The 23,953-nt window shown below is 65.5% G+C and carries 21 protein-coding genes; 14 read left to right on the top strand and 7 right to left on the bottom strand.

What is annotated here, in order from left to right:
- Positions 1-65: 65 nt before the first annotated feature.
- A complete protein-coding gene (locus A3CW_RS0130450) occupies positions 66-3,524 on the bottom strand; it encodes a transglutaminase family protein (protein ID WP_028206935.1) in 3,459 nt (1,152 codons plus the stop codon).
- A gap of 173 nt (positions 3,525-3,697) precedes the next feature.
- Between A3CW_RS0130450 and A3CW_RS0130445 the strand changes: the two genes are divergently transcribed.
- Positions 3,698-4,771, top strand: a complete 1,074-nt coding sequence (locus A3CW_RS0130445; protein WP_028206934.1) for a zinc-binding metallopeptidase family protein — start codon at positions 3,698-3,700, stop codon at positions 4,769-4,771.
- 37 nt (positions 4,772-4,808) lie between these two features.
- Here the strand turns inward: A3CW_RS0130445 and A3CW_RS0130440 are convergent, their stop codons facing one another.
- Both A3CW_RS0130440 and A3CW_RS0130435 read right to left on the bottom strand, forming a co-directional pair.
- The gene (locus A3CW_RS0130440; protein ID WP_245623781.1) at positions 4,809-6,257 is read right to left on the bottom strand and encodes a circularly permuted type 2 ATP-grasp protein; all 1,449 of its coding nucleotides are present in this window, start codon (positions 6,255-6,257) and stop codon (positions 4,809-4,811) included.
- Positions 6,258-6,424: 167 nt separating this feature from the next.
- Positions 6,425-7,084: a glutathione S-transferase family protein gene (locus A3CW_RS0130435; protein ID WP_028206932.1), complete on the bottom strand. Its 660-nt coding sequence runs from the start codon at positions 7,082-7,084 to the stop codon at positions 6,425-6,427.
- A gap of 311 nt (positions 7,085-7,395) precedes the next feature.
- Between A3CW_RS0130435 and A3CW_RS0130425 the strand changes: the two genes are divergently transcribed.
- A complete protein-coding gene (locus A3CW_RS0130425) occupies positions 7,396-8,751 on the top strand; it encodes a polyhydroxyalkanoate depolymerase (RefSeq protein ID WP_028206931.1) in 1,356 nt (451 codons plus the stop codon).
- A gap of 4 nt (positions 8,752-8,755) precedes the next feature.
- On the opposite strand, the gene A3CW_RS0130420 is transcribed toward A3CW_RS0130425, so the two are convergent.
- On the bottom strand, positions 8,756-9,193 hold the full coding sequence (locus A3CW_RS0130420) for a cupin domain-containing protein (RefSeq protein WP_028206930.1): 438 nt from the start codon (positions 9,191-9,193) through the stop codon (positions 8,756-8,758).
- Positions 9,194-9,400: 207 nt separating this feature from the next.
- On the opposite strand from A3CW_RS0130420, the gene A3CW_RS0130415 reads away from it, so the two are divergent.
- From A3CW_RS0130415 to A3CW_RS48060, 4 genes are all read left to right on the top strand, one after another.
- On the top strand, positions 9,401-10,513 hold the full coding sequence (locus tag A3CW_RS0130415; protein ID WP_028206929.1) for a BMP family ABC transporter substrate-binding protein: 1,113 nt from the start codon (positions 9,401-9,403) through the stop codon (positions 10,511-10,513).
- 26 nt (positions 10,514-10,539) lie between these two features.
- Positions 10,540-11,076 carry a nucleoside deaminase gene (locus tag A3CW_RS0130410; protein WP_028206928.1) on the top strand — a complete coding sequence of 179 codons (537 nt, stop codon included), beginning with the start codon at positions 10,540-10,542 and terminating at the stop codon, positions 11,074-11,076.
- A 338-nt stretch (positions 11,077-11,414) separates the two neighbouring features.
- Entirely contained in the window at positions 11,415-12,182 is a 768-nt protein-coding gene (locus A3CW_RS0130405; protein ID WP_028206927.1) for a ParA family protein, read from the top strand.
- Positions 12,183-12,283: 101 nt separating this feature from the next.
- Entirely contained in the window at positions 12,284-13,639 is a 1,356-nt protein-coding gene (locus A3CW_RS48060; protein WP_051481809.1) for a hypothetical protein, read from the top strand.
- A 34-nt stretch (positions 13,640-13,673) separates the two neighbouring features.
- Here the strand turns inward: A3CW_RS48060 and A3CW_RS0130395 are convergent, their stop codons facing one another.
- Positions 13,674-14,435 carry an ABC transporter permease gene (locus A3CW_RS0130395; protein ID WP_028206926.1) on the bottom strand — a complete coding sequence of 254 codons (762 nt, stop codon included), beginning with the start codon at positions 14,433-14,435 and terminating at the stop codon, positions 13,674-13,676.
- The gene (locus A3CW_RS48055; protein WP_081771878.1) at positions 14,432-15,424 is read right to left on the bottom strand and encodes an ABC transporter ATP-binding protein; all 993 of its coding nucleotides are present in this window, start codon (positions 15,422-15,424) and stop codon (positions 14,432-14,434) included. Before A3CW_RS48055 ends, A3CW_RS0130395 begins: the two co-directional genes overlap by 4 nt.
- A gap of 171 nt (positions 15,425-15,595) precedes the next feature.
- Here A3CW_RS48055 and A3CW_RS0130385 point away from each other — a divergent pair, with 171 nt between their 5' ends.
- From A3CW_RS0130385 to A3CW_RS0130350, 8 genes are all read left to right on the top strand, one after another.
- On the top strand, positions 15,596-16,345 hold the full coding sequence (locus A3CW_RS0130385) for an IclR family transcriptional regulator (protein ID WP_028206925.1): 750 nt from the start codon (positions 15,596-15,598) through the stop codon (positions 16,343-16,345).
- A 69-nt stretch (positions 16,346-16,414) separates the two neighbouring features.
- Entirely contained in the window at positions 16,415-17,170 is a 756-nt protein-coding gene (locus tag A3CW_RS0130380) for a transporter substrate-binding domain-containing protein (RefSeq protein WP_028206924.1), read from the top strand.
- A 17-nt stretch (positions 17,171-17,187) separates the two neighbouring features.
- Complete coding sequence (locus A3CW_RS0130375) at positions 17,188-17,856, top strand: amino acid ABC transporter permease (RefSeq protein ID WP_028206923.1); 669 nt, start codon at positions 17,188-17,190, stop codon at positions 17,854-17,856.
- The gene (locus tag A3CW_RS0130370) at positions 17,853-18,620 is read left to right on the top strand and encodes an amino acid ABC transporter ATP-binding protein (RefSeq protein WP_028206922.1); all 768 of its coding nucleotides are present in this window, start codon (positions 17,853-17,855) and stop codon (positions 18,618-18,620) included. Before A3CW_RS0130375 ends, A3CW_RS0130370 begins: the two co-directional genes overlap by 4 nt.
- Positions 18,621-18,658: 38 nt before the next feature.
- Positions 18,659-19,258 carry a HutD/Ves family protein gene (locus A3CW_RS0130365; protein ID WP_322787973.1) on the top strand — a complete coding sequence of 200 codons (600 nt, stop codon included), beginning with the start codon at positions 18,659-18,661 and terminating at the stop codon, positions 19,256-19,258.
- A gap of 16 nt (positions 19,259-19,274) precedes the next feature.
- Complete coding sequence (locus tag A3CW_RS0130360; protein WP_407669778.1) at positions 19,275-20,681, top strand: formimidoylglutamate deiminase; 1,407 nt, start codon at positions 19,275-19,277, stop codon at positions 20,679-20,681.
- A gap of 27 nt (positions 20,682-20,708) precedes the next feature.
- Complete coding sequence (hutG, locus tag A3CW_RS0130355) at positions 20,709-21,518, top strand: N-formylglutamate deformylase (protein WP_028206919.1); 810 nt, start codon at positions 20,709-20,711, stop codon at positions 21,516-21,518.
- A 228-nt stretch (positions 21,519-21,746) separates the two neighbouring features.
- On the top strand, positions 21,747-22,550 hold the full coding sequence (locus tag A3CW_RS0130350; protein ID WP_028206918.1) for a transporter substrate-binding domain-containing protein: 804 nt from the start codon (positions 21,747-21,749) through the stop codon (positions 22,548-22,550).
- Positions 22,551-22,621: 71 nt separating this feature from the next.
- Here A3CW_RS0130350 and A3CW_RS0130345 read toward each other — a convergent pair whose 3' ends face one another.
- A complete protein-coding gene (locus tag A3CW_RS0130345; RefSeq protein WP_028206917.1) occupies positions 22,622-23,944 on the bottom strand; it encodes a c-type cytochrome in 1,323 nt (440 codons plus the stop codon).
- Positions 23,945-23,953 lie beyond the last annotated feature (9 nt).

Here is a 23,953-nt window from a genome sequence, read left to right as displayed (position 1 = left end):
TGGCAGCGCGCCTCGTTCGCGAGGCGCGCCTTCGGTTAGGGCGCTTGACGGGTTATCGGCCGCAATCAGCCGCGGCGTAGATCCAGTGTGAACGGAAATTCGAGGCTGCGCTCGGGCGGCGCCACTTCCACGGGCCCCGGCGTGTGGCCGGTCGTGAAGAAACGCGCGCGTCGCCGGCTCTCGGCCTCGTAGGCATTGACCGGAAACGTCTGATAATGGCGGCCGCCCGGATGCGCAACATGATACTGGCATCCGCCGATCGCGCGCGCGCTCCAGGTGTCGACGATATCGATCGTGAGCGGCGCGTGCACGCCGATGGTGGGATGCAGCGACGTCGACTGTTGCCACGCGCGAAAGCGCACACCCGCCACGCTCTCGCTCACGCGCCCGGTGGGTTGAAGCGGCAGCGCGCGGCCGTTCACGGTCACGACGTGGCGGCTTTCGTTGATGCCGAGCACGCGTACTTCGAGCCGCTCCACCGACGAATCGACATAGCGCACCGTCGTGCCGGCCCCGCCTTCTTCGCCCATCACGTGCCACGGTTCGAGGGCATGGCGCACCGAGAGCGCGATGCCGCTCGTCTGCAGCTCGCCGACCAGCGGGAAGCGGAATTCGAAGTGCGGCGCGAACCAGGCGGGGTCGAGCGCGAATTCCGCCGCGGACGTTTCGGCGAGCACGTCGTCGAAATCCATCTGCACGAAGGTCGAGAGCATGAAGCGGTCGTGCAGCTCGGTGCCCCAGCGCGTGAGACGCTGCGTGTACGGCGTTTTCCAGAAGCGCGCGACGAGCGCGCGCAGCAGCAGTTGCTGCGCGAGGCTCATGCGCGCGTGCGGCGGCATTTCGAAGCCGCGCAGCTCGAGCAGGCCCAGGCGGCCGGTCGGGCCGTCGGGCGAATAGAGCTTGTCGATGCAGAACTCGGCGCGATGCGTGTTGCCGGTCACGTCGATGAGGATGTTGCGCAGCGTGCGGTCGATGAGCCAGGGCGGCACGCGCGGGCGGTCGTCGAAGGGGCTCCCGAAACCACGCAGCAAATCGACCTGACGCTGGATCTCGGCGAACGCGACTTCCAGTTCGTAGACCTGATCGTTACGCGCTTCGTCCACGCGCGGCGCCTGGCTCGTCGGCCCGATGAAGAGGCCCGAAAACAGGTACGACAACGACGGATGGTTGTGCCAGTAGGCCACGAGGCTCGCGAGCAGGTCGGGGCGGCGCAGGAACGGGCTGTCGGCGGGCGTGGCGCCGCCGAGCACGAGGTGATTACCGCCGCCGGTGCCGGTGTGGCGGCCGTCGAGCATGAACTTCTCGGTGGAGAGCAGGGTTTCGTGCGCGGCGTGATAGAGGAATTCGGTGCGCTCGACCAGTTCGTCCCAGGTCGACGACGGGTGGATGTTCACCTCGATCACGCCGGGGTCGGGCGTGAGCTGGAGCATTTTCAGGCGCGGGTCGCGCGGCGGCGGATAGCCTTCGATCACGACGGGCAGCGCCAGGTCGGCGGCGGTGGCTTCGACGGCGGCCAGCAAGTCGAGGTAGTCGTCGAGTTCGGCGAGCGGCGGCATGAATACATGAAGCTGGCCTTGCGAGCGGCCAAAGGAGGCGGCTTCGGCTTTCGGCCCGGCGGCGCGCGCGGGGTCGCGTACTTCGACGCACAGTGCGGTGCGGTGGGTCCAGGCGGCGGATTCGCCGCGCTCGGGGTAGCGGTTTGTTTCAGGTCCATTCGCGTTTCCCGCGCTTCCCGCGTTTTCCTCGTGCCGCGATGGCGCGGCAGCATCGAAGCCCGCCTCGTACTGCATGCGCAGCTCGGCCGCGCTGCGCAGCGGCGCCGGCGCGGCGAACGGATCGCGCGAGTGCTGCCACGGGTAGTCGGCCGCCGCGACCCACGGCAGCGAATCGAGCGGCAGACGGTAGCCCATCGGCGAGTCGCCGGGAATGAGGTACATGCGGTCGTCGCGGAAGAACCATGGGCCGCTCACCCAGCGCGGGCCCTGCATGGCGGGCTGGGCCGCGGTCGGCTCGTCGCGCTCGCACGCGAGCGGCAGCACATAGCCGGTCACGGTATCGAGGCCCGAGTCGAACACGCGGCGCAGCCGCATGCGTTCCAGCTCGTCGTCGAGGCGCGAGTCGAACGGATCGACGTTCACGGGCAGGCGGCGCTCGCGCCACAGGTAATACCAGGTGTCCTCGTAGCCCGGCTGCACGTGTTGTGGATCGACCGCGAGCTTCGCAGCGACGTGTTCGATGAAGCGCTGTGCGTCCTGGGCCGTGTGGTGCGTGAGCGAGCGCTCGTCGGCGAAGCGCGCGGGATCGCGCCAGCAGGGCTCGCCGTCCGCACGCCAAAAGAGCGAAAGCGCCCAGCGCGGCAACTGCTCGCCCGGATACCACTTGCCCTGGCCGATATGCAGAAAGCCCAGCGCGCCATAGTGCGCACGCAGCTTGTCCATCAGCGCGATGGCGTAGCGGCGCTTGGTCGGGCCGAGCGCGTCGGTGTTCCATTCGGGCGCGTCGCGGTCGCCCGCCGCCACGAAGGTCGGCTCGCCGCCCATCGTGAGGCGCACGTCCTGGCCGGCGAGCGCGGCGTCCACCTGGACACTCATGGCCTGCATGTCGGCCCATTGGGCTTCGGTGTAAGGCTTCGTCACGCGCGGGGTTTCGAGCACGCGCGAGATCGACATCGAATGCGCGAACTCGACTTCGCATTCTTCGAGCGCGCCCGAGATCGGCGCGGCGCTGCCGGGCTCCGGGGTGCACGCCACCGGAATATGGCCTTCGCCCGCGAGCAGGCCCGAGGTCGGATCGAGCCCGATCCAGCCCGCGCCCGGCAGATAGACCTCGCACCAGGCGTGCAGGTCGGTGAAGTCGGCCTCGGCGCCGCGCGGGCCGTCGATCGCCTTGACGTCGGGCGTGAGCTGCAGCAGATAGCCCGACACGAAGCGCGCCGCGAGCCCGAGCTGACGCAGCGTCTGCACGAGCAGCCAGCCCGTGTCGCGGCACGAGCCGGAGCCTTTCTCCAGCGTTTCCTCGGGCGTCTGCACGCCCGGCTCCATGCGGATCAGGTAGCCGATCTCGCGTTGCAGGCGCTGGTTCAGATCGACGAGGAAGTCGATCGTCACGCGCGGCGTGCGGTCGATCGTTTCGACGAACGCGGCGAAGCGCGGCGTCGGCTCGCTGTGCGCCAGATACGGCGCAAGCTCCGCGGCCAGCTCGGGCGCGTACGCGAACGGAAAGCGCTCGGCGCCCGGTTCGAGAAAGAAGTCGAACGGGTTGTAGACCGCCATTTCCGCGACCAGGTCGATCGTGACGCGGAATTCGCACGTCGGCTCGGGAAACGCGAGCCGCGCCTGGTAGTTGGCGAACGGGTCCTGCTGCCAGTTGACGAAATGACCGGCGGGCTCCACGCGCATCGAGTACGAGAGGATGGGCGTGCGGCAGTGCGGCGCGGGGCGCAGGCGCACCACGTGAGGCGCGAGGCGCACGAGCCGGTCATAGCGATACTGCGTGACATGGTTTAACGCGACACGGATGGACACACCCGACTCCTCGATCGACGTGGATGGAACGGCGGAAAAGGCGCACGGCGCAGCCCGCTTATGATGCGCATGGCGCGAGTGCAGAATGTGACAGCGGCGGCCACGTGCGTGCGAGGCACGCGGCGTGCTGCGCGAGGCGCAGCGGAGCGCGCGGCCATCACAGGAATGCGGCAATGAAGACTTTTCACTGCGATCACTGCAATCAGCTGGTGTTTTTCGAGAACGAGCGCTGCGAGCGGTGCGAGGCGCGCCTCGGCTACGTGCCGCTGACAGGAGAGATGCACGCGTTCGAGGAGGCGGGCGAGGGCCGCTGGCGCAGTCTGAATGCGCAAGCAAAAGGCACGCTCTTTCGCCAGTGCCACAACTACGCAATCGAAAATGTCTGCAACGGCATGATCCCGGCCGATTGCGAGGACACGCTGTGCCGCGCCTGCCAGTTCACGCACACGATTCCCGATCTCTCGCGGCCCGAGAACCGTCTTTACTGGTATCGCCTCGAGACCGCCAAACGGCGCCTGCTCTACACGCTGGGGGCGCTCGGCCTGCCGCTCGTCACGCGCGCCGAAGACCCGGAGCATGGCCTGCAATTCGAGTTTCTCGAAGAGACGGGCGACGGCCAGCGCATCATGACGGGCCACGATCATGGCCTCATCACGATGAACATCGCCGAGGCCGACGACGCGCATCGCGAGCGCACGCGCGTATCGCTGCACGAGCCGTATCGCACCTTGCTGGGGCATTTCCGCCACGAGGTCGGCCACTACTATTTCGACCGTCTCATCGCGCAAGAGCCAACGGGGCGTTGGCTCGAACCGTTTCGCCGCCGCTTCGGCGACGAGCGCGCCGACTATGCCGCCGCGCTCGCCGCCCATTACGCCGACGGCCCCGCGCCCGACTGGGCCGAGCGCCACGTGAGCGCGTATGCGTCCGTGCATCCGTGGGAGGACTGGGCCGAGACGTGGGCGCATTACCTGCATATCGTCGATACGCTCGATACGGCCACGGCCTGCGGCCTCGCGCTCATGCCCGACAGCCCCGACGAGCCCACGCTGGTCGACCAGACGCCGGTGGACGAGGCGAGCTTCGACAGCCTGATGGCGCGCTGGTTTCCGCTCACCTATGCGCTGAACAGCCTGAACCGCAGCCTCGGCATGCCCGACGGCTATCCGTTCGCGCTGGCTTCGCCCGTCATCGACAAGTTGCGCTTCGTTCATCGCGTGATCTCGGCTTCGTGTTCGCGGTCGTGAACGCCCACGCGCCGCGCGAATTCGTTGCTGCGCCGGCTCAGCGCTCCAGCACCCAGGTGTCCTTCGTGCCGCCGCCCTGCGAGGAATTGACCACGAGCGAGCCCTCGCGCAGCGCGACGCGCGTGAGCCCGCCCGGCACCATGCGCACTTCCTTGCCCGAGAGCACGAACGGACGCAGATCGATGTGGCGCGGCGCGACGCCCGTTTCGACCCACGTCGGGCAGGTGGAAAGGGAGAGCGTGGGCTGCGCGATGTACTTGTCCGGGTTCGCAACGAGCGCCGCGCGAAACGCCTCGATCTCGGCGCGCGTGGCAGCGGGACCGATCAGCATGCCGTAGCCGCCCGCGCCGTGCGTTTCCTTCACGACCAGCTCCGGCAGATGGTCGAGCACGTAGCGCAGGTCGTCGGCCTTGCGGCACATCCACGTGGGCACGTTCTTGAGCAGCGGTTCCTCGCCCAGATAAAAGCGCACCATGTCGGGCACGTAGGGGTAGATCGACTTGTCGTCGGCCACACCCGTGCCCACCGCGTTGCACAGCGTCACGTTGCCCTTGCGGTAGACGTTCATGAGGCCCGCCGCGCCGAGCGTCGAGTCGGAGCGGAAAACTAGCGGATCGAGAAAGTCGTCGTCCACGCGCCGGTAAATCACGTCCACGCGCTGCGGGCCCTGCGTGGTGCGCATATAGAGGTGATCGTTCTCGACAAACAGGTCCTGGCCTTCCACGAGCTCGATGCCCATTTGCTGCGCGAGGAACGCGTGCTCGAAGTAGGCCGGGTTGTACATGCCCGGCGTGAGCAGCACGACCGCCGGGTTGTCGGCGCCGGACGGCGCGGCGGCGCGCAGCGTGTCGAGCAGCAGGTCGGGGTAGTGCGCAACGGGCGCCACGCGATTGCGCACGAACAGATCGGGAAAGAGCCGCATCATCATCTTGCGGTTTTCCAGCATGTACGAGACGCCGGAAGGCACGCGCAGGTTGTCCTCGAGCACGTAGAACTCGCCCTCGCCGGCGCGCACGATATCGATGCCCGCGATATGCGCATAGATGTCGTGCGCGACGTTCACGCCTTGCATCTCGGGGCGGTACTGCGCGTTGCGCAGGATCTGGTCGGCGGGGACGATGCCGCGCCTGACGATCTCCTGCTCGTGATAAATGTCGTGGATGAAGCGGTTGAGCGCGTTCACGCGCTGGCGCAGGCCTCGCTCGAGCGTGTTCCACTCCTGGCGCTGGAAGATGCGCGGGATCACGTCGAACGGAATCGTACGCTCGGTGCCCGCACCCGATACGTCCTTTTCGCCATACACGGCGAAGGTGATGCCCACGCGCCGGAAGATGGCATCGGCTTCGGTGCGCTTCTTGAGCATCTGCTGCTCGCTCTGGCTGCGCATCCAGGCGAAGAATTCGCGGTAGTGGGTGCGCGGCTCGCCGGCCTGCGCGAACGCCGTGGCGGTCAGGCCCCGAACGTCGAACTCCCCGTACTCGAACATCTCGTTGAAGACTGTTGGCGTCATGTGCGTTTTTCCGTTCGCTGCTTTTTTGCGCTCGCTTATTCGTGCTTCTTCATTCGGTTCGGTGATCGGGCTGCATGGGGCCAATGCAACTTCCATGCCGATCGCGGCGGCAACGTGTGCTCGATGTTGGTGCGCGGCGACGCTCAGAACTCCATATCGAGTTCGTCGATGTCCTCGGTTTCCGACTGGGCCGCTGCAATCCATTCCGCGACGTAAGGCTGCTTGAGCACGCGCATGCAGTAGTCGCCGATGTCGGGGTCGATCGGCACGTCATAGGTGAGCAGGCGCGTGACGACGGGCGCATACATCGCGTCCGCCGCGCCGATCTCGCCAAAGAGCCACGGGCCACCATGCTTCTGCAGGCATTCGCGCCAGATGGTCACAATGCGCCCGATGTCGTCCTGCGCACGCGACCAGACGCGAAAGTTCGGAAAGTGGCCGCGCAGGTTCATCGGCAGCGCGGAGCGCAAAGCGCTGAAGCCCGAATGCATTTCCCCGCACACCGAGCGGCAGTGCGCGCGCGCCGTGCGGTCCGCGGGCAACAGCTGCGCCTGCGGCTGGATCTCGTTGAGGTATTCGCAGATCGCGAGCGTGTCCCAGACCGCGATGCCGTCGTGGCGCAGGCAGGGAACGAGAATCGAAGGCGAGAGCAGCAGCAGTTCGGCACGCGTGGCCGCGTCGTCGAGCGGCACCGTCACCGTGTCGAATTCGAGTCCGGCGAGTCTGGCAAGCAGCCAGCCGCGCATGGACCACGACGAATAGTTCCGGCTGCTGATCGTCAGGGTCGTATTCGTCTGACTCATGGGGGCTCCTGAACGGTGAGGACATGACGGCAAACAGTGCGACGGGCAGGCAGCCGCATGCACCGAATGCGCGCATCGCCCCTGCATGCACCGCTCACGCCAACTGGCCGCACTACATTGCGGCATGCAGGAAGGCAATGCCGCCGCTTCCTGCGAAGCGTCCGCGCCGTGCTGCCGTGGCGCAGCGCGCCGGCCAGGGCGCGAGTGCAAGCGCGCCATGCCGGGAAAGTGCAAGCACTGTGCCAATGAACGCTTCTGGCATACGTATTGCCTGCTTCGCTTCGCGTTCAAGACAATCGGGATCTCTGCCCATGAACCTGCTCGCCTATCTGGCCTACCAGACGATCGCGGACGTGACGAGGTTCGGGCGCACCACCGCGTCGTTCTCCCGCGCGGCGCTCGCGGCGTGGCCCGCGTTCGCGTGCGGCTTCGACGCGCGCTATCTCGACGCCTGGTGGGAGCAGATCGAGCTTGCCGGGCTCTCGCACGCGCGGCCGCCGTTCGAAATCGATGGGGTGGAGGTCTGTGGCGTGCGCACGCCGGTGACCGAAGCCGTCGTCAAGCGCACGCCATTCGCCACGTTGCTCCACTTTCGCAAGGACGTCGCCACGCCACAGCCGCGCGTGCTGCTCGTCGCGCCGATGTCGGGGCATTTCGCGACGCTGCTGCGCGGCACCGTGCGCACCATGCTCGCCGATCACGACGTCTATATCACCGACTGGCACAACCCGCGCGACGTGCCTTTATCGGCGGGGCGCTTCGGCTTCGACGAATACGTCGAGCACGTCATGTCCTTCATTCGGCGCATCGGCCCCGATGCACATCTGGTGGCGATCTGCCAGCCGACGGTCGCGGCGCTCGCGGCCGTATCGTTGATGGCCGCCGACAACGATCCCGCGCAGCCCGCGAGCATGACGCTGATGGCGGGACCGATCGATTGCCGGGTGAATCCCACCAAGGTCAACGAACTCGCCAACAGCAAGCCGATCACGTGGTTCGAGCGCAATCTCATCAGCGCGGTGCCAGGCGGTTTTCCCGGCGCGCAGCGGCGCGTGTACCCGGGTTTCGTGCAGCTCAGTGCGTTCATGTCGATGAACCTGGAGCGTCACATCGCTTCGTTCGAGGAGATGCGCCACGAACGGGCGAAGGGCGACCCCACGAGAGCGGATGCGCTCAACGTGTTCTATCGCGAGTACTTCGCCACCTCCGATCTCACCGCGGAGTTCTACCTGGAAACGGTCAGCTCGGTGTTTCAGGAATACGCCCTGCCGTCAGGCAAGCTCAAGGTGGGCGAGCGCCTCGTGGAGCCGCATGCGATTCGCCGCACCGCGCTGCTCACGATCGAAGGCGAGAAGGACGATATCTGCGCGGTCGGCCAGACCGTTGCCGCCCATGACCTGTGCCGGGGGCTGCGCCCTTATATGAAGACGCATCATGTGCAGACGGGCGTGGGCCACTACGGCGTCTTCAATGGGCGCCGCTGGGACACGCAGATCTATCCGCTCGTGCGTTCGACGATTCACGACCACGAGCCGCGCACGCGGCGCATCGCGGCGCCAGAGGCGATGGGCGACGATCGGGTAACGCTGCGTGCGCTGCTCGACGCCGACGCGCATGCGGCAACGGCAATCAGCCGCGCCGCCGAAACGCAGCCCAACCGGGGCTAGCGCCTTAGATTGCGGGGCTCGCTTGCCAGGGCGTCGGCGCGGGCACGGCGCAGGGCGCATCCACATCGATCGACTTGAAGTCGGCGGGGCTCACGATTTCGAGGTACTCCATGTCGGGCGAGTAATCGAAGAGGTAATGGGCGATGCCCGGCGCCTGATGCACGCAGTCGCCCGCTTCGACGAGCGTTTCCTTCTCGCCGTACATGAAGCGCGCCCAGCCCTTGAGCATGATGACGATATGAAACTCTGCCTCATGCCGGTGCCAGCCCGTGCCCAGTTCCGGCGCAAGATTTGCCCTGACGAGTTGCGCGACCACCTTGCCATGCGTGGCTTTCGCAATGCCCAGGTCGCGATAGACAAAGAAGTCGCGCAGCCCGCCGCCCGTGAACGAGGTGTCCTGCGGCTTGACGTGCGAAAAATCCGTGGCGAGTGCGGTTTGCATGACAGGTCTCCCGAGCGCAAAGGTTGAAGGGGTAAGGGGATTAGCAAGCACGACGCGTTCCAGCGTGAAGCCATCGACGATTCCGTGCTTCAACGGCGCGTTGAGCGTTATATCGATTCCGTTATTCATCACATAATGAATCGAAATTTCGGCCTCAATTTTGACTGACCAGTATCTGACCTTTCCATTCCCTGTTTCGGAGACCTCATGGCAACAAGATTCGCTCGCGCGTCGGTGCGCTCACTGCGCCTCGTGGCTGCGCTGTTCGCCACGCTCGGCACCTGGGTCGCGTTGAGCCCTACCGCCATCGCTGCGGCCCCGATGGGCGTCGCGTTCGTCTATCTCGGCAACCCTGGCGACGCAGGCTGGACCTACGCGCACGAACAGGGCGTGAAGGCGATCGAAGCGAAATACGGCGGCAAGATCAAGGTCACACGTGTGGAGAACGTGCCCGAATCCGCCGACTCGGAGCGCGTGTTTCGCGACCTCGCGAGCAAGGGCAACAAGATCATCGTGGGCTCGAGCTTCGGCTTTCAGGACTTCGAACTGAAGACCGCAAAGGATTATCCCGACGTCGTCTTCGAGCATGCGACGGGATACAAGAAGGCCGCGAACTTCGCGACCTATGACGTGCGCACGTACCAGAGCGCGTATCTGGCCGGGCTCGTGGGCGGCTATACGACGAAGACGAATACGCTCGGCTTCGTCGCCTCGGTGCCGGTGCCCGAAGTGGTGCGCAACATCAACGCCTTCACGATGGGCGCGCGTTCGGTCAATCCGAATGCGAAGGTCAAAGTTATCTGGATCAATAGCTGGTTCGATCCGGGCAAGGAGAAACAGGCCGCCGAAACGCTGATCGGCCAGGGCGCGGACGTGCTGATCCAGAACACCGACTCGACGGCGACGATGCAGACGGCCGAGCAGAAGAAAGTGCACGCGTTCGGTTGGGACTCCGACATGAAGAAGTTCGGCCCGAATGCCCAATTGGGTGCTTGCGTGAGTTACTGGGGCGTGTATTACTCTCACCTGATCGAACAGGTGCAAGCCGGCACGTGGGCCAACACGCCGACGTGGTGGGGCCTCAAGGAAAAAGCCATCGATCTCGCCGACATCAATACCGCGACCGTATCGCCTGCCGCGCAAAAGGCGCTCGCGCAAAAGCGCGACGACATCATCGCCGGCAAATTCGATCCGTTCGCGGGCCCGATCAAGGATCAGAGCGGCGCGATCAAGGTGGCAGCCGGCACGTCGCTGCCGGACGCCGAGTTGCTGCGGCTGAACTGGTTCGTGCAGGGCGTAGACGGCGCATTGCCGAAATAACACCGCCAACGAGGAGGAGACACACGTTGAGCCTGACCATTTCCCCGCAACAGAACGCTTCGGCATTCCCAGAGCAAGGGCTCGCGCCGACGCGCGAACAGATCGTCCGCCATCTGCGGCACGCAAGCGTGATCGCGGAACGCGCGACGCAGTTGGGCCATCACCCGTTTGGCGCCATTCTCGTCGGGCCCGATCAGGAATCGGTTCTCATCGAGCAGGGCAATGTCGATACCGTCAATCATGCGGAAGCCGTGCTCGCGCGCATCGCCGCGCTCAACTTCACGCCGCAATACTTGTGGAGTTGCACGCTGTATACGACGGTCGAGCCGTGCTGCATGTGCGCGGGCACGGCCTACTGGGCGAACATTGGGCGCGTGGTGTTCGGCATGACGGAAGAGCGGCTGCTGCAGGCCACGGGCAATCACGCGGAGAATCCGACGATGAGTGTGTCGTCGCGCCATGTTTTCGATCATTGCCAGAAGCGCGTTGACCTGATCGGGCCCGTAGCCGAGGTCGAGGAAGAAGTGATGCAGGTGCAGCGCAGATTTTGGGGACACACTTGAGCAGCGACTTCATGCCGTAATCACGCGAAATCGCTCTGTAAGTCGGCTGACCTATGCTTAACGCACCGGCGTACCTTTGAACAGGAGAAACGCAAATGAAAGCTCGGCGCATCTTTGCAGCCCTGTTGGCTGTATCGCTTGTCCTGGCGCTGCCAGCCACCGCGAGTTATGCCTGCGACGGTGCGGGTTATAACCAGCCAGGCTCTGGAAAATGAAGCGGTTAGATAACTAGCCATTGGCTGGAAAACCGCCACCCAAAATCTTTTTTGCACCGCCGCATCGGGTATGCTCATCCCCATCCGTCTCATTGAATGAGAGAGAAACAGGGGAGCGAAGACATGCGGCGCGTGGTGTTCAATCAGAAGGGTGGCGTAGGCAAGTCAACGATCGTTTGCAATCTCGCTGCGATCAGCGCGAACGAGGGCCGGCGCACGCTCGTCATCGACCTCGACGCGCAGGCAAATTCGAGCCAGTACCTGCTCGGCGCGGCTTCCACCGACGCGAAGCCCAATGTCGCCGACTTCTTCGAAACCGCGCTGACGTTCAGCTTCCGGCCGGTCGAGGTCACGTCGTTCATTCATTCGACACCCTTCGAGAATCTGGACGTGATGCCCGCGCATCCCGATCTCGACACGCTGCATGGGAAGCTCGAGTCGCGCTACAAGATCTACAAGCTGCGCGACGCGCTCAAAGAGCTCGACATGTACGATGCGATCTACATCGACACGCCGCCTGCGCTGAACTTCTACACGCGCTCGGCGCTGATCGCGGTCGAGCGCTGTCTCATTCCGTTCGACTGCGACGACTTCTCGCGCCGCGCGCTCTACACGCTGCTCGAGAACGTGAAGGAGATTCAGCAGGACCACAATGCCGCGCTCACGGTCGAAGGGATCGTCATCAACCAGTTCCAGCCGCGCGCGAGCCTGCCGCAGCAACTCGTGGACGAACTCGTCGATGAAGGGTTGCCGGTGCTGTCGTCGCGGCTTTCATCGTCGGTGAAGATTCGCGAATCGCATCAGCAGGCCAAGCCCGTCGTTCACCTCGATCCGGCGCACAAGCTCACGCGCGAATTCCTCGCGCTCCATCAGGAACTGAGCGGGGCCTAAAGGGCAAGCGCGGACATCACCGGTTTACGCCCTCGGCGGAGTGTGCAAGTATCCCTCGCAGCGAGTCGCACCGAGACTCTTGCTCTCTTGCGAGGTGCAGAATGGACTGGAGGTTCTGGAAGACCGAGAAGCGCCAGGAAGAGGCGCGCAACTGGCCTGCCAATACGCATGAATCGATACGCCAACTCCTGAGCATGTATCAGGGCGTCGGCACGCCGCCGTTTGCGAACTGGGCCGCGCCTGGCATCGCATTCACACCCGAGGTCGAAGCAACCGCCCAAAATGGGGTCAAGGGCTACCAGCTCGCCCTCTGGTTCTGGCTCTTTGCCGAGAAGCACGGCACCATCGCGGCGAGAATGGCACGCGAGACGTTCTGCCTGCTGGCCGACGCGGCGCAGCCGTCGTCGGGAGACGCGATCGATGCGCTCCTCGATCAGGAAAACCGCCTCGCGCGTGCTGTCGAGGCGATTTCCGCCGAGCAGCGCGCGTTCAGACTGGAAGGCCAGAGCGTCGAACTGCCGATGGAATTCTTTCTGGCCACCGGCACCCTGAGGCTCAGGCCCGACTCGCCTTATGCGGGGGATGTGGCCGCCTCCCTGCAAGGCAACGACTACAAGCTGGCGGACTGCTTTCGCCACGCCACCGACGAAGCGCTGTCCGTGTTCCGGCCGATGATCCAGGCGGTCGATTTCGACGCGAAATCGTTGCCCAACTGGAAATGGAGCGCCCGGCCGGGCGCGGCCGAGCGGCATCTGCAGCGGCGCTACAGCAATCCACTCTTTCCACTGCATCGGCAGATGGTGACGGCTCACGACGTGCATGAGGCGCGTCTTGCCGATAACCAGGCGCTGCAGGATATTCGCAACGAACTCAATGAAGTGCGCCGCGCATTCTTCGAAAAGCCGGAGCTGCCGTTGAACTGGCTGGCGTACCTCGAAAGCTACCGGGACGAGGTGGACAGGCTCGACGAACGCCGCCTCGTTGCGGGCGGGCAGAACGCGGCGCTCGGCGAAGCGATAGCGGCGCTGCGTGCCGAGATTCTGGCGCCGTGGCGCGCCGAGATTCAGAAGAATCGCCACAGCCTCGCCACGCTCGAGCAGGACGAAGCGCGCAGGGCCGAACGGCGCGCACTGCTGTACGGCTGCGACTGGACCGCGCAACTGCTGAGTCACGGCTCGCTGATCCCGCCGGACGAAGTCGTTCCGGCTCTGCTGAGCGAAGCTCCGCCGGAGCTGGAGAGGGCGGTGACCGGTCTGCAGTCGGAGCCGCGCCTGCATGAGACGCTGGCCCACTGCCGGGCCGTTGCGCACCGGCTCGTGAACGAGCTGCGCGCGGCAGGTCACGCCTTTCCCGATATGACCGACAAGCTGCGTATTCTGGACGGCTCGTTCGACGCTCCCCTGAACGGCCCGAAGGACCGGCCGCTCGACGGCGCGCCGGGAGAGGTGCCGGCCTGAAGTTCGAGGCGGGCACCCGGTTGATTCGCTAACGTCAGGTTTTCAGCCGGTAGCCCGTCTTGAAGATCCACGCGGTGATCGCGAGGAACACCGCGAGAAAGGCGGCCGTCATGCCGAGACTCACGCCGACGTCGACATCGGCGAGCCCGTAGAAGCTCCAGCGAAAACCGCTGATGAGATAGACGATCGGGTTGAATAGCGTGATCACCTTCCACGCCGTCGGCAGCATGTCGACCGAGTAGAAGGCGCCGCCGAGAAAGGTCAGCGGCGTGATGATCAGGAGCGGGACGATTTGCAGCTTCTCGAAGTTGTCCGCCCAGATGCCGATGATGAAACCGAGCAGGCTGAACGTGACCGCGGTCAGCAGCAGGAACAGCGCCATCCATACGGGGTGCTGGATCTGGATCGGCACGAAGAGCGCCGCGGTCGCGAGGATGATGAGCCCGAGCACGACCGACTTGGTCGCCGCCGCGCCGACATAGCTGACCACGATTTCGAGGTAGGACACGGGCGCCGAGAGCAGCTCGTAGATCGTGCCCGTGAAGCGCGGGAAGTAGATGCCGAACGACGCGTTCGAGATGCTCTGCGAGAGCAGCGACAGCATGATCAGGCCCGGCACGATGAACGCGCCGTAGCTGACACCGTTCACTTCCTTGATGCGCGAACCGATTGCGGAGCCGAATACGATGAAGTAGAGCGAGGTCGAAATGACCGGTGCGACAATGCTCTGCATCAGCGTGCGCCGCGTGCGCGCCATTTCGAACCGGTAGATGGCACGAATTGCGTAGTGGTTCATCGGGAGGTTACCTGTCCTTTGCCGTATTCTGCGACCGAAGCTGCGGCGGGCCGTGAAGCGGCCGCCGGGTCTCTATGGACGAGACTCACGAAGATGTCCTCGAGCGAGCTCTGGCTCGTTTTCAGGTCCGTGAAGCCGATGCCGGCCTCGTTCAGGTTCTTGAGCAGCGTGATGATGTCGTTGCGTTCGTTTTCGCTGTCGTACGTATAGATGAGTTCGGTGCCGCCGTCGGCCAGCTCCAGCCCCCAGGTGGCGAGCCCGTCCGGAATCGCGCTCAGCGGCGCGTCGAGCTGCAGCGTCAGCTGTTTGCGGCCGAGCTTGCGCATGAGCACGTCCTTGCGCTCGACGAGCATGATCTTGCCCGCGTTGATGACGCCGATGCGGTCGGCCATCTCCTCCGCCTCGTCGATGTAGTGCGTCGTGAGGATGATCGTCACGCCGTTCGCCTTGAGCCCGCGCACGAGTTCCCACATGTCGCGGCGCAGCTCGACGTCCACCCCCGCCGTCGGTTCGTCCAGAAACAGGACTTGCGGCTCGTGCGCGAGCGCCTTCGCGATCAGCACGCGGCGTTTCATGCCGCCCGAGAGCGTCATGATCTTGTTGTTCCGCTTTTCCCACAGCGAGAGGTCGCGCAGCACGCGCTCGACATATGCGGGGTTGGGCGGCTTGCCGAACAGGCCGCGGCTGAACGATACGGTGGCCCAGACTGTTTCGAACGCGTCGGTCGTCAGCTCCTGCGGCACGAGGCCGATCAGCGAGCGCGCGGCGCGATAGTCGGCGAGGATATCGTGACCGGCCACGCGCACACTGCCTTCGCTCGCATTGACGATGCCGCAGATGATGCTGATCAGCGTCGTCTTGCCGGCGCCGTTCGGCCCCAGCAGCGCGAAGATTTCGCCCCGCGCAATGTCCAGATTGACGTTCGTGAGCGCCCGGAGTCCCGATGCATAGACTTTCGAGAGATTCTCGATGGAGAGGATCGTTTGCATGTGCGTGACATTACCAGAAGCGGGTGAAACGCATCGCGCGGACCCACGCGGGACATCGGACATCGCCAGGGAAAACCCTCTCGTCTCATTCCCATTCACTGGGAATCGTATTTTTGATTTCTGGGAGTGACGTGGCATGCTGGGTGCATCAATTCAGCCTTCGTCCTCCAGGTGAAACAGGAACCCGGTGTTACCGGCGCAGAGCGCCTGCTACTGGTGCTTTCGGCACTCGCGAGCCGCGGCAAGGCGATGTCCGCGAAGGACATGCTCGCGGCCACGGGGCTCGCGCAAAGCACACTTTACCGCCAGGTCGCGGTGCTCAAGCGCTGGGGCTTCGTGACCGAAGACGCCGGCTACTACGCGCCGGGCCCCATCAGTCTGCAGCTTGCGCTTGGCTTCGATGTCAATTCGCTGCTCGTCGAATCGAGCCGCGAAGGCATGCTGCAACTCGCGCGGACCTCGCAGGAGAGCGTCGGGCTCGTCGTCGCCGTGAACGACCAGGTGGTCTGCCTCGAAATGGTCGAAAGCACGCATTCGCTGCGCTGCTCGTTCGAGAAGGGACGCGCGGTGCCGCTCAAGGCCGGGGCGTCGGCCAGGTCATTGCTCGCTTTCATGCACGAAAAGGCGCGCGGCGAGACGCTCGATCGCCTCTTCGCCGGCGACGCCAAGGGCCGCGCCGCCATGGAAGCGGAACTGGAGCAGATTCGCGCGCGCGGCTACGCGGTGAGCGAAAGCGAAGTCGACCCCGGCGTATGGGGCGTGAGCGCGCCCGTGTTCCGGCGCGTTGCGCGCGGCGCGGGGGCCAACGCGTCGATCACCTTGATGGCGCCGTCCTCGCGCGTGGCGGGCCGCGAATTGCAGCTCGCCGACTGGACTTTGCGCACCGCGCACACCATTTCCGCCCGCCTGCAGACCGATTGACCGCAACGAACGAAGTCGGCGAACGAAGCCAAAACCGCAGCGTCCCAAAAAACCACACAGGAGTCCAACATGAAACTGCACAAACTGCTGTCCGCCACGTGCGTCGCCCTCGCGATGTTCGCCGCCGCCGCTCCCGGCACCGCGAGCGCCCAGGCGCAGAACGTCCTCCAGGTCGCGACCGATGCGACGTTCCCGCCGATGGAGTTCACGGAAAACGGTCAGCGCACCGGCTTTGACGTCGACCTGATGAACGCGCTCGCCAAGGCAATGGGCAAGCAGGTCCAGTGGACCGACATCGACTTCAAGGGGCTGATTCCGGGGCTGATCGCGCACCGCTTCGACGCCGCGATCTCCGGTATCTACATCACGCCCGAACGCAGCCAGGTGGTGGACTTCACGCAGCCGTATTTCGCAGGCGGCCTAGTCGCACTCGTGAAGGCCGACTCGCCCATCAAGACGCTCGCCGATCTCGACGGCAAGAAGGTCTCGGTGCAGGTCGGCACGAAGTCGGTGAACTTCCTGCGCGACAACTACCCGAAGGTCACGCGCGTCGAGGTCGAGAAGAACCAGGAAATGTTCGACCTGGTCGGCATTGGCCGTGCCGACGCCGCGGTGACCGGCAAGCCCGCCGCGTACCAGTTCGCCCGCACGCGCTCGGGATTTCGCGTGCTCGACACGGAGCTGACGAAGGAGGCCTATGGCATTGCCGTGCGCAAGGACGAACCGCAGCTGCGCGATTCGCTGAACGCGGCACTTGCGAAGATCAAGGCGGACGGCACGTACGCCCAGATCGTGAACAAGTGGTTCGGCTCGAGTTCGAAGTGACCCGGCGGATCTGATCCATGCAACTCGACTTCTCTCCGGCTATCGCCGGTTGGGCCGACATCGCACACGGCGCGCTGGTCACGGTGGAAGTGACCGCCGCCGCGCTCGTGCTCAGCTGCATGCTCGGCCTCCTGATCGGCATCGGCCGGCTCGCGCCGCAGCGGCGGCTCGTTTACGGCTTCTGCACGGGCTACCTCGTGTTCTTTCGTGGCACGCCTCTGCTCGTGCAGCTGTTCCTGCTGTTTTTCGGACTGCCGCAGTTCAACATCCTGTTGCCGGCGTTCGTCTGCGGGATGCTGGGGCTCGGGCTCTATTCGGCGGCCTACGTCTCGGAGATCGTGCGCGGCGCGATCCAGTCCGTCGATCGCGGGCAGATGGAAGCCGCGCGGTCGATCGGCATGTCGTCGGGGCAGGCCATGCGCGCCATCATCCTCCCGCAGGCCGTGGTTCGCATGATTCCGCCGCTCGGCAACGAATTCATCGCGCTCATCAAGAATTCCGCGCTGGTCTCGCTGCTGACGATCGACGACCTGATGCATGAAGGCCAGAAGATCATCAGCGTTTCGTATCGCTCGCTGGAGGTGTACCTCGTGATCGCGCTCGTCTATCTCGTGCTGACGCAGACGACCAACTATGCGCTGCATCGCGTCGAGCGCCGTCTGCGCGCCGGAGGGATGGTGCAATGAGCGCGCAACCGGATCCGATCGTTCGCATTCGCGGACTCAAGAAGTCGTTTGGCTCGCACCTCGTGCTCAACGGCATCGACTTCGACATTCAGCCGCAACAGGTGGTCGTGGTGATCGGCCCGAGCGGTTCGGGCAAGAGCACGTTCCTGCGCTGCTGCAACGGGCTGGAGCAGGCCGAGGGCGGCACAGTCGATATCTGCGGTCATCGCCTCGTGGATAACGGCGCGATGCTCAAGGACCGCGCGCTCAATGCGCTGCGTACCGAAGTCGGCATGGTGTTCCAGTCGTTCAACCTGTTTCCGCACCTCTCCGTGCTGCACAACATCACGGTCGGGCCGCGCATGTTGCGCGGGGCGTCGAAGGCGCAGGCCGAGTCCGCCGCGCTCGCGCTGCTCGAGAAAGTCGGGCTCGCGCACAAGGCGCATGTGATGCCGGCGAGCCTTTCGGGCGGGCAGAAGCAGCGTGTCGCCATTGCGCGCGCGCTGGCCATGCAGCCGCGCGTGATGTTGTTCGACGAGCCGACTTCGGCGCTCGACCCGGAACTGGTCGGCGAGGTGTTGCAGGTCATGAAGCTGCTGGCTTCCGAGGGCATGACGATGGTGGTCGTCACGCACGAGATGGGCTTCGCGAAGGAAGTGGCCGACGTCGTGGTGGTGATGGACGGCGGCGAGATCGTCGAGTCGGGGCCGCCTTCGACGATCTTCACCGCGCCGGCACAGCCGCGCACGCGCAGTTTCCTGCAAGCGGTGTTGTCGCGCGCATGAGCCGCTCGTCCGCACCCGAAGGCAGGGCAGGCGCGAGAGTGACGTTGCTGAGTGGCGTCGATCTCGTGCCCGCGCCCTGGAAAAACGGCGGCGGCGTGACGCGCGAAATCGCGACGGGTTGCGCAGCGGGCGCGCCGCCCGATGGGTTCGCGTGGCGCGCGAGTCTCGCGGATATCGCGCAGGCCGGGCCGTTTTCGTGCTTCGCGGGCATCGACCGCACGCTCGTCTTGATCGAGGGCGCCGCCTTGCAGCTGGACGAAGCGTGCGCAGGAGGACAAGCGCCTCACGCCACACATACGCTCGATCGCGCCCTGGACATCGCGCGCTTTGCCGGCGAATCGGCGATCGATGCACGGATCGCCGCCGGCCCCGTGCGCGTGTTCAACCTGATGGTGCGCCGCGAGGCCGCGCGCGGCGCGCTCGAAGTGTGGCGCGAGGCAGGGCGGCGCAGTGTGCATGCGCAGACCGTGTTGCTGCATGCCGTGCAAGGTCGAGTCGAGGTGAGCGTGGCGGGCGACGGCTTCATCGCTCTCGCGCCCGCCGACACGTTGCGCGTGGACGCGGCGCAGGCCGTGGACCTCGAAACGCGCGGCGCAGGCGCGCTGCTGGCCGTCACACTCGATATCGCGCGAGCCTGATTTCATGAGCCCCCCGATGCCTCCGCTTGCCATGACGAACGCGCTCTTCGCGGACCATGCGTATTTGCCCTGCGGCTGGCGCCGCAATGTGCTGCTCGAATGGGACGCTACGGGCACGCTGCGCGGCGTAACGCCCGATCTGGCGCAAGCGCCTCAAGGCGTCGCGCGTGCGCCGGGCCCGATCACGCCTGGCATGCCTAATCTTCATTCGCATGCGTTCCAGCGCGCCATGGCGGGCCTCACCGAATATCGCGCGAACCCGACCGACAGCTTCTGGAGCTGGCGCGACCTGATGTACCGCTTCGCGGCGCGCATCACGCCCGACGATCTCGCTGCGGTCGCGAGCTGGCTTTATGTGGAAATGCTCAAGGCGGGCTATACCTCCGTCTGCGAGTTTCACTACGTGCATCACGCGCAGGACGGCCAGCGCTATGCGAGCCCCGCCGAACTGGCGCAGCGTGTGGTCGAGGCGGCAGAGGACACCGGCATCGGCATGACCATGCTGCCCGTGCTCTACCAGTACAGCGGCTTCGGCGCGCAAGCGCCGCGCGACGATCAGCGGCGCTTCATCAACACGCCCGACCAGTTGCTCGGCATTGTCGAGGCGCTGCGTGCGTGGCGGCCCGAGCATGGCGCGTTGCGCTATGGCGTCGCGCCGCATTCGCTGCGCGCGGTTTCGCACGACTCGTTGCGTGCGCTGCTGGAAGGCCTGGATCACGCGCTTCCTCACGCGCCGGTGCATATCCACATCGCCGAGCAGACGGCCGAAGTGGACGCGTGCCTCGCGACCGAGGGCGCGCGGCCCGTGCAATGGCTGCTCGATCGCTTCGACGTGAACGCGCGCTGGTGCCTCGTCCATGCCACGCATATCGACGCGCGGGAGACCGCTGCGCTCGCGCAGAGCGGCGCGATTACGGGCCTGTGCCTCACGACCGAAGCGAATCTTGGCGATGGCGTTTTCCCCGCGCGCGAGTATCTCGATGCGGGCGGCGCGTTCGGCATCGGCTCGGACAGCCATATCGGCGTGGACTGGCGCGCCGAATTGCGCCTGCTCGAATATGGGCAGCGGCTCACGCGGCGCGAACGCAACGTGCTCGCGTCGCCCGAGACGGCGCAGGTGGCCGACCGTCTTTTCGACGCGGCGCTCGCGGGCGGCGCGCGCGCGACGGGGCGCGCGGTGGGCGCGCTGCAGGAGGGCGCCCGCGCGGACTGGCTCGTGCTCGACGCGCAGCATCCGAACCTCGCGCAGCAGACGCCGCCAAGCTGGCTTTCCTCCGTGGTGTTCTGCGAGCATGGCGAGACCCCGGTGCTTGATGTCTATGTGGGCGGCGAGCAGGTCGTCGCGCAGCGCCGGCATCGCGACGAAACGCGCCTGTACGCCGGCTATCGCCAGGCGTTGAACCATCTCCTCGCCGGCGCGTGAGCGCGCGGCCAACCGAACGGAGCCCCCATGACCGACCTCTTTACGCTCGAACGCGGCACGGCGCCGCTGCTGATCTCGATTCCCCACCTCGGCACGCAGATTCCCGAGGCGCTGCGCGACGCCTATACGGACATCGCGCTCACGGTGGCCGATACCGACTGGCATCTCGACCGGCTCTATGCGTTTGCGAAGTTGCTGGACGCGACGATACTCGGTGCGAGCGTGTCGCGCTATGTGATCGACCTGAACCGGCCGCCCAACGACGAAAGCCTGTATCCGGGGCAGACGACGACTTCGCTGTGTCCGACCGAAACGTTCCGCGGCGAGGCGCTCTATCGCGAGGGCCGCGCGCCTGATGCGCACGAGCGGCAACGCCGCGTCGCCGCATACTGGCAGCCGTATCACGACGCGCTGCGCGCCGAGCTGCAACGCCTGCGCGCGCAGCACGCCAACGTCCTGCTGTGGGAAGCGCACTCGATTGCGAGCGCGCTGCCGCGGCTATTCGACGGCAAGCTGCCCGATCTGAACATCGGCACGCAGGACGGGCGCACGGCGGCGGCAGCGGTGCAGGCGGCGGTCGAGCGCGCGGCGGCCGCGAGCGACTTCACGTGGATCGCGAATGGCCGCTTCAAGGGCGGCTACAACACGCGTCACTACGGCGCGCCGCAGGACGGCGTGCATGCGGTGCAACTCGAGATGTGCCAGTCGACCTACATGAGCGAGACCGCGCCGTTCGACTATGAGCCTTCGCTCGCGCAGAAAGTCGAGCCGGTGGTGAGCAGGATGGTGGACGGCGCGCTCGAGGCCGTGAAGGCGATGAACGCCGCCGCGGGCTGATTGCGCCGCGCGTGAACGCGCTATTAAGCGAATCCCTACATTTCAGAAAGCAGCCGGTCTCAAAGGCGATTTGCGCCGTTCTGCGCGCCGCCCAGCACGGGAAAGTACTCAGTTGTGCGGGCTACGATCGCGCTGCCGATCGTAGTATTCTCTAGCGACGCGGCCTCGGGGGGCGCTGATGTGCCATCGCGAAGCAGTCCAGACATCCACATAAAGAGGAGAGGTTGAATGAAGTTGACGAAGCTCCTGTTCACAAGCGCGCTTGCCGTATCGGCACTTGGATTTACCGCCATTTCCGCTCATGCGGAAGATCTGCTGGATTCCGTCAAACAGGCCGGGGTGCTCAAGATCGGTCTGGAAGGCACCTATCCCCCGTTCGATTCCCGTGACAGCAAGGGCGACCTCGTCGGCTTCGACGTGGACGTCGCGAAGGCCGTGGCGGCCAAGCTCGGGGTCAAGCCCGAGTTCATTCCCACCGAGTGGAGCGGTATTATCGCGGCGCTGCAGGCCGGCAAGTTCGACGTGATCGTCAATCAGGTGACCATCACGCCGCAACGCCAGCAGGCGCTCGACTTCAGCCAGCCGTACACGTACTCGGCCGCGCAGCTGATCCAGCGCTCCGACGACAAACGCGAATTCAAGACGCTCGACGAATTCAAGGGCGACAAGAAGCTCGGCGTGACGCTCGGCACCAACTATGACCAGATGGCGCGCGCCGTGCCCGGCATCAACGTGCAGACCTATCCCGGCGCGCCCGAGAAGCTGCGCGACCTGGCCACGAAGCGCATCGACGCAACGATGGACGACCGCCTGATGCTGCCGTACATCATCAAGACGTCGAATCTGCCGCTGCGTCCGGGCGCCGTGTTGCCGGGCGCCGATCAGGAAATGGCCATTCCGTTCCGCAAGGGCAATCCGAAGTTCGAGAAGGCGATCAACGACGCGCTCACCTCGCTCAAGCAGGACGGCACGCTCAAGAAGATCTCCATGCAGTGGTTCGGCCAGGACGTGACGCAACCGCTCGCGCACTAACGCTACTGGCGTTTCGCGACACTCGCGCCGGCCGCCTTCATGGCCGGCGCGTTTCGCTTCAACACATCTTCCTATCGCGCCGCCTGCGTCCTCGTGCGCAGCTTCGCTACCTCCGCCACGCCCACCCCGCCTGCCTTGTTGTTCCAGCCCGCGCGCACGAACGTGAGCACATCGGCGATCTGCTTGTCGCTTAGGATATCTGCATAAGCGGGCATGGGGTACGGCGCGGGCATGCCCTGGATCACGAGATCGCCCGTGCCGTTGAGCGTGACGTTGATGAGCGACGACGCGTCTTTTTCCAGCACATTCGGATTGCCCGCGAGCGGCGCGAACATCGGCGCGAAGCCGCGCCCGTCGGCGCCGTGGCAATGCATGCAATACGCCGTGTAGACGCGCGCGCCCGCATCGTTCGCCGGACGCGAAAGCGACACTTTCGTCGCCTGCGCGTCATAGGCGTAGGCCGGTGCGCCGTCGCCGCCCTTCGCGGGCAGCGACTTCAGGTAGAGCGCGATCGCGTTGACGTCCGTGTCGCTCATGGCCTGGGTGCTCTTGTTGACCACATCGGTCATCGCGCCGAACGCCGAAGCGTGCTGGTTCGCGCCCGTCTTCAGGAACTGCGCGAGGTCCGCTTCGCTCCAGCGCCCGAGGCCCGTGTTGTGCGCGCCGGTCAGGTTCGAGGCGAACCAGCCGTCGAGCACGGCGCCGGTGAGCCAGGCGTCGCCGCTTTCGTCGAACGCCTTCTCGTTGAAACCGATGCCGCGCGGCGTGTGGCACGAGCCGCAATGGCCGAGACCCTGCACGAGGTACGCGCCGCGGTTCCATGCCACGTCCTTGCCCGCTTTGTCCTGGTACGCGCCTTTCTCGAGGAAGACGGCGTTCCAGATCTTGAGCGGCCAGCGCATGTTCATCGGCCACTTGATGTCGGCGTCGCGGTTGCTCTGCCTGACCGGTTGCACGCCTTGCATGAAGTACGCGTAGAGCGCGGCGACGTCCTCGTCGCGCACCTTCGCGTACGAGGGATAAGGCATCGCCGGATAGAGGTTGTGGCCGTCTTTGGCGACGCCCTCGCGCAGGGCGCGCGCGAAGTCCGCTTGCGTGTAGCCGCCAATGCCGGTGTCCGGGTCGGGCGTGATGTTGGTCGTGTAGATGCGGCCAAGCGGTGTGCTCATCGGCAGGCCGCCTGCAAACGGCTTGCCGTGCGGCGCGGTGTGGCACGCCGCGCAGTCGCCCACGGCGGCGAGGTAGGCGCCGCGCTGGATCGTGGCGGCGTCCGCTGCGCTCGCCGCGAGCGCGGGGCGCGTGCTCACGCACGCGAATGCGGCGAGCGCGAGCGTTGCGCCGGCAACGCGGCGCAGGCCGCGGGCTCGTTGGGATGCGTCGATCGTCTTCGTCATGGTTCGCTC

The organism is Paraburkholderia nodosa DSM 21604 (assembly GCF_000519185.1).
In the GTDB taxonomy this organism is placed as follows: Bacteria; Pseudomonadota; Gammaproteobacteria; order Burkholderiales; family Burkholderiaceae; genus Paraburkholderia; species Paraburkholderia nodosa.
This window is presented reverse-complemented; position numbering and strand designations above follow the sequence as displayed.

What these genes read in the sequence shown, in the direction of transcription:
- A3CW_RS0130445 (WP_028206934.1), top strand. Translation starts at nt 3,698, where the DNA reads ATGAAGACTTTTCACTGCGATCACTGCAATCAGCTGGTGTTTTTCGAG.
- A3CW_RS0130440 (WP_245623781.1), bottom strand. Translation starts at nt 6,257, where the DNA reads ATGTTCGAGTACGGGGAGTTCGACGTTCGGGGCCTGACCGCCACGGCG.
- A3CW_RS0130435 (WP_028206932.1), bottom strand. Translation starts at nt 7,084, where the DNA reads ATGAGTCAGACGAATACGACCCTGACGATCAGCAGCCGGAACTATTCG.
- A3CW_RS0130425 (WP_028206931.1), top strand. Translation starts at nt 7,396, where the DNA reads ATGAACCTGCTCGCCTATCTGGCCTACCAGACGATCGCGGACGTGACG.
- A3CW_RS0130420 (WP_028206930.1), bottom strand. Translation starts at nt 9,193, where the DNA reads ATGCAAACCGCACTCGCCACGGATTTTTCGCACGTCAAGCCGCAGGAC.
- A3CW_RS0130415 (WP_028206929.1), top strand. Translation starts at nt 9,401, where the DNA reads ATGGCAACAAGATTCGCTCGCGCGTCGGTGCGCTCACTGCGCCTCGTG.
- A3CW_RS0130405 (WP_028206927.1), top strand. Translation starts at nt 11,415, where the DNA reads ATGCGGCGCGTGGTGTTCAATCAGAAGGGTGGCGTAGGCAAGTCAACG.
- A3CW_RS48060 (WP_051481809.1), top strand. Translation starts at nt 12,284, where the DNA reads ATGGACTGGAGGTTCTGGAAGACCGAGAAGCGCCAGGAAGAGGCGCGC.
- A3CW_RS0130395 (WP_028206926.1), bottom strand. Translation starts at nt 14,435, where the DNA reads ATGAACCACTACGCAATTCGTGCCATCTACCGGTTCGAAATGGCGCGC.
- A3CW_RS48055 (WP_081771878.1), bottom strand. Translation starts at nt 15,424, where the DNA reads ATGCAAACGATCCTCTCCATCGAGAATCTCTCGAAAGTCTATGCATCG.
- A3CW_RS0130380 (WP_028206924.1), top strand. Translation starts at nt 16,415, where the DNA reads ATGAAACTGCACAAACTGCTGTCCGCCACGTGCGTCGCCCTCGCGATG.
- A3CW_RS0130375 (WP_028206923.1), top strand. Translation starts at nt 17,188, where the DNA reads ATGCAACTCGACTTCTCTCCGGCTATCGCCGGTTGGGCCGACATCGCA.
- A3CW_RS0130370 (WP_028206922.1), top strand. Translation starts at nt 17,853, where the DNA reads ATGAGCGCGCAACCGGATCCGATCGTTCGCATTCGCGGACTCAAGAAG.
- A3CW_RS0130360 (WP_407669778.1), top strand. Translation starts at nt 19,275, where the DNA reads ATGCCTCCGCTTGCCATGACGAACGCGCTCTTCGCGGACCATGCGTAT.
- hutG (WP_028206919.1), top strand. Translation starts at nt 20,709, where the DNA reads ATGACCGACCTCTTTACGCTCGAACGCGGCACGGCGCCGCTGCTGATC.
- A3CW_RS0130350 (WP_028206918.1), top strand. Translation starts at nt 21,747, where the DNA reads ATGAAGTTGACGAAGCTCCTGTTCACAAGCGCGCTTGCCGTATCGGCA.
- A3CW_RS0130345 (WP_028206917.1), bottom strand. Translation starts at nt 23,944, where the DNA reads ATGACGAAGACGATCGACGCATCCCAACGAGCCCGCGGCCTGCGCCGC.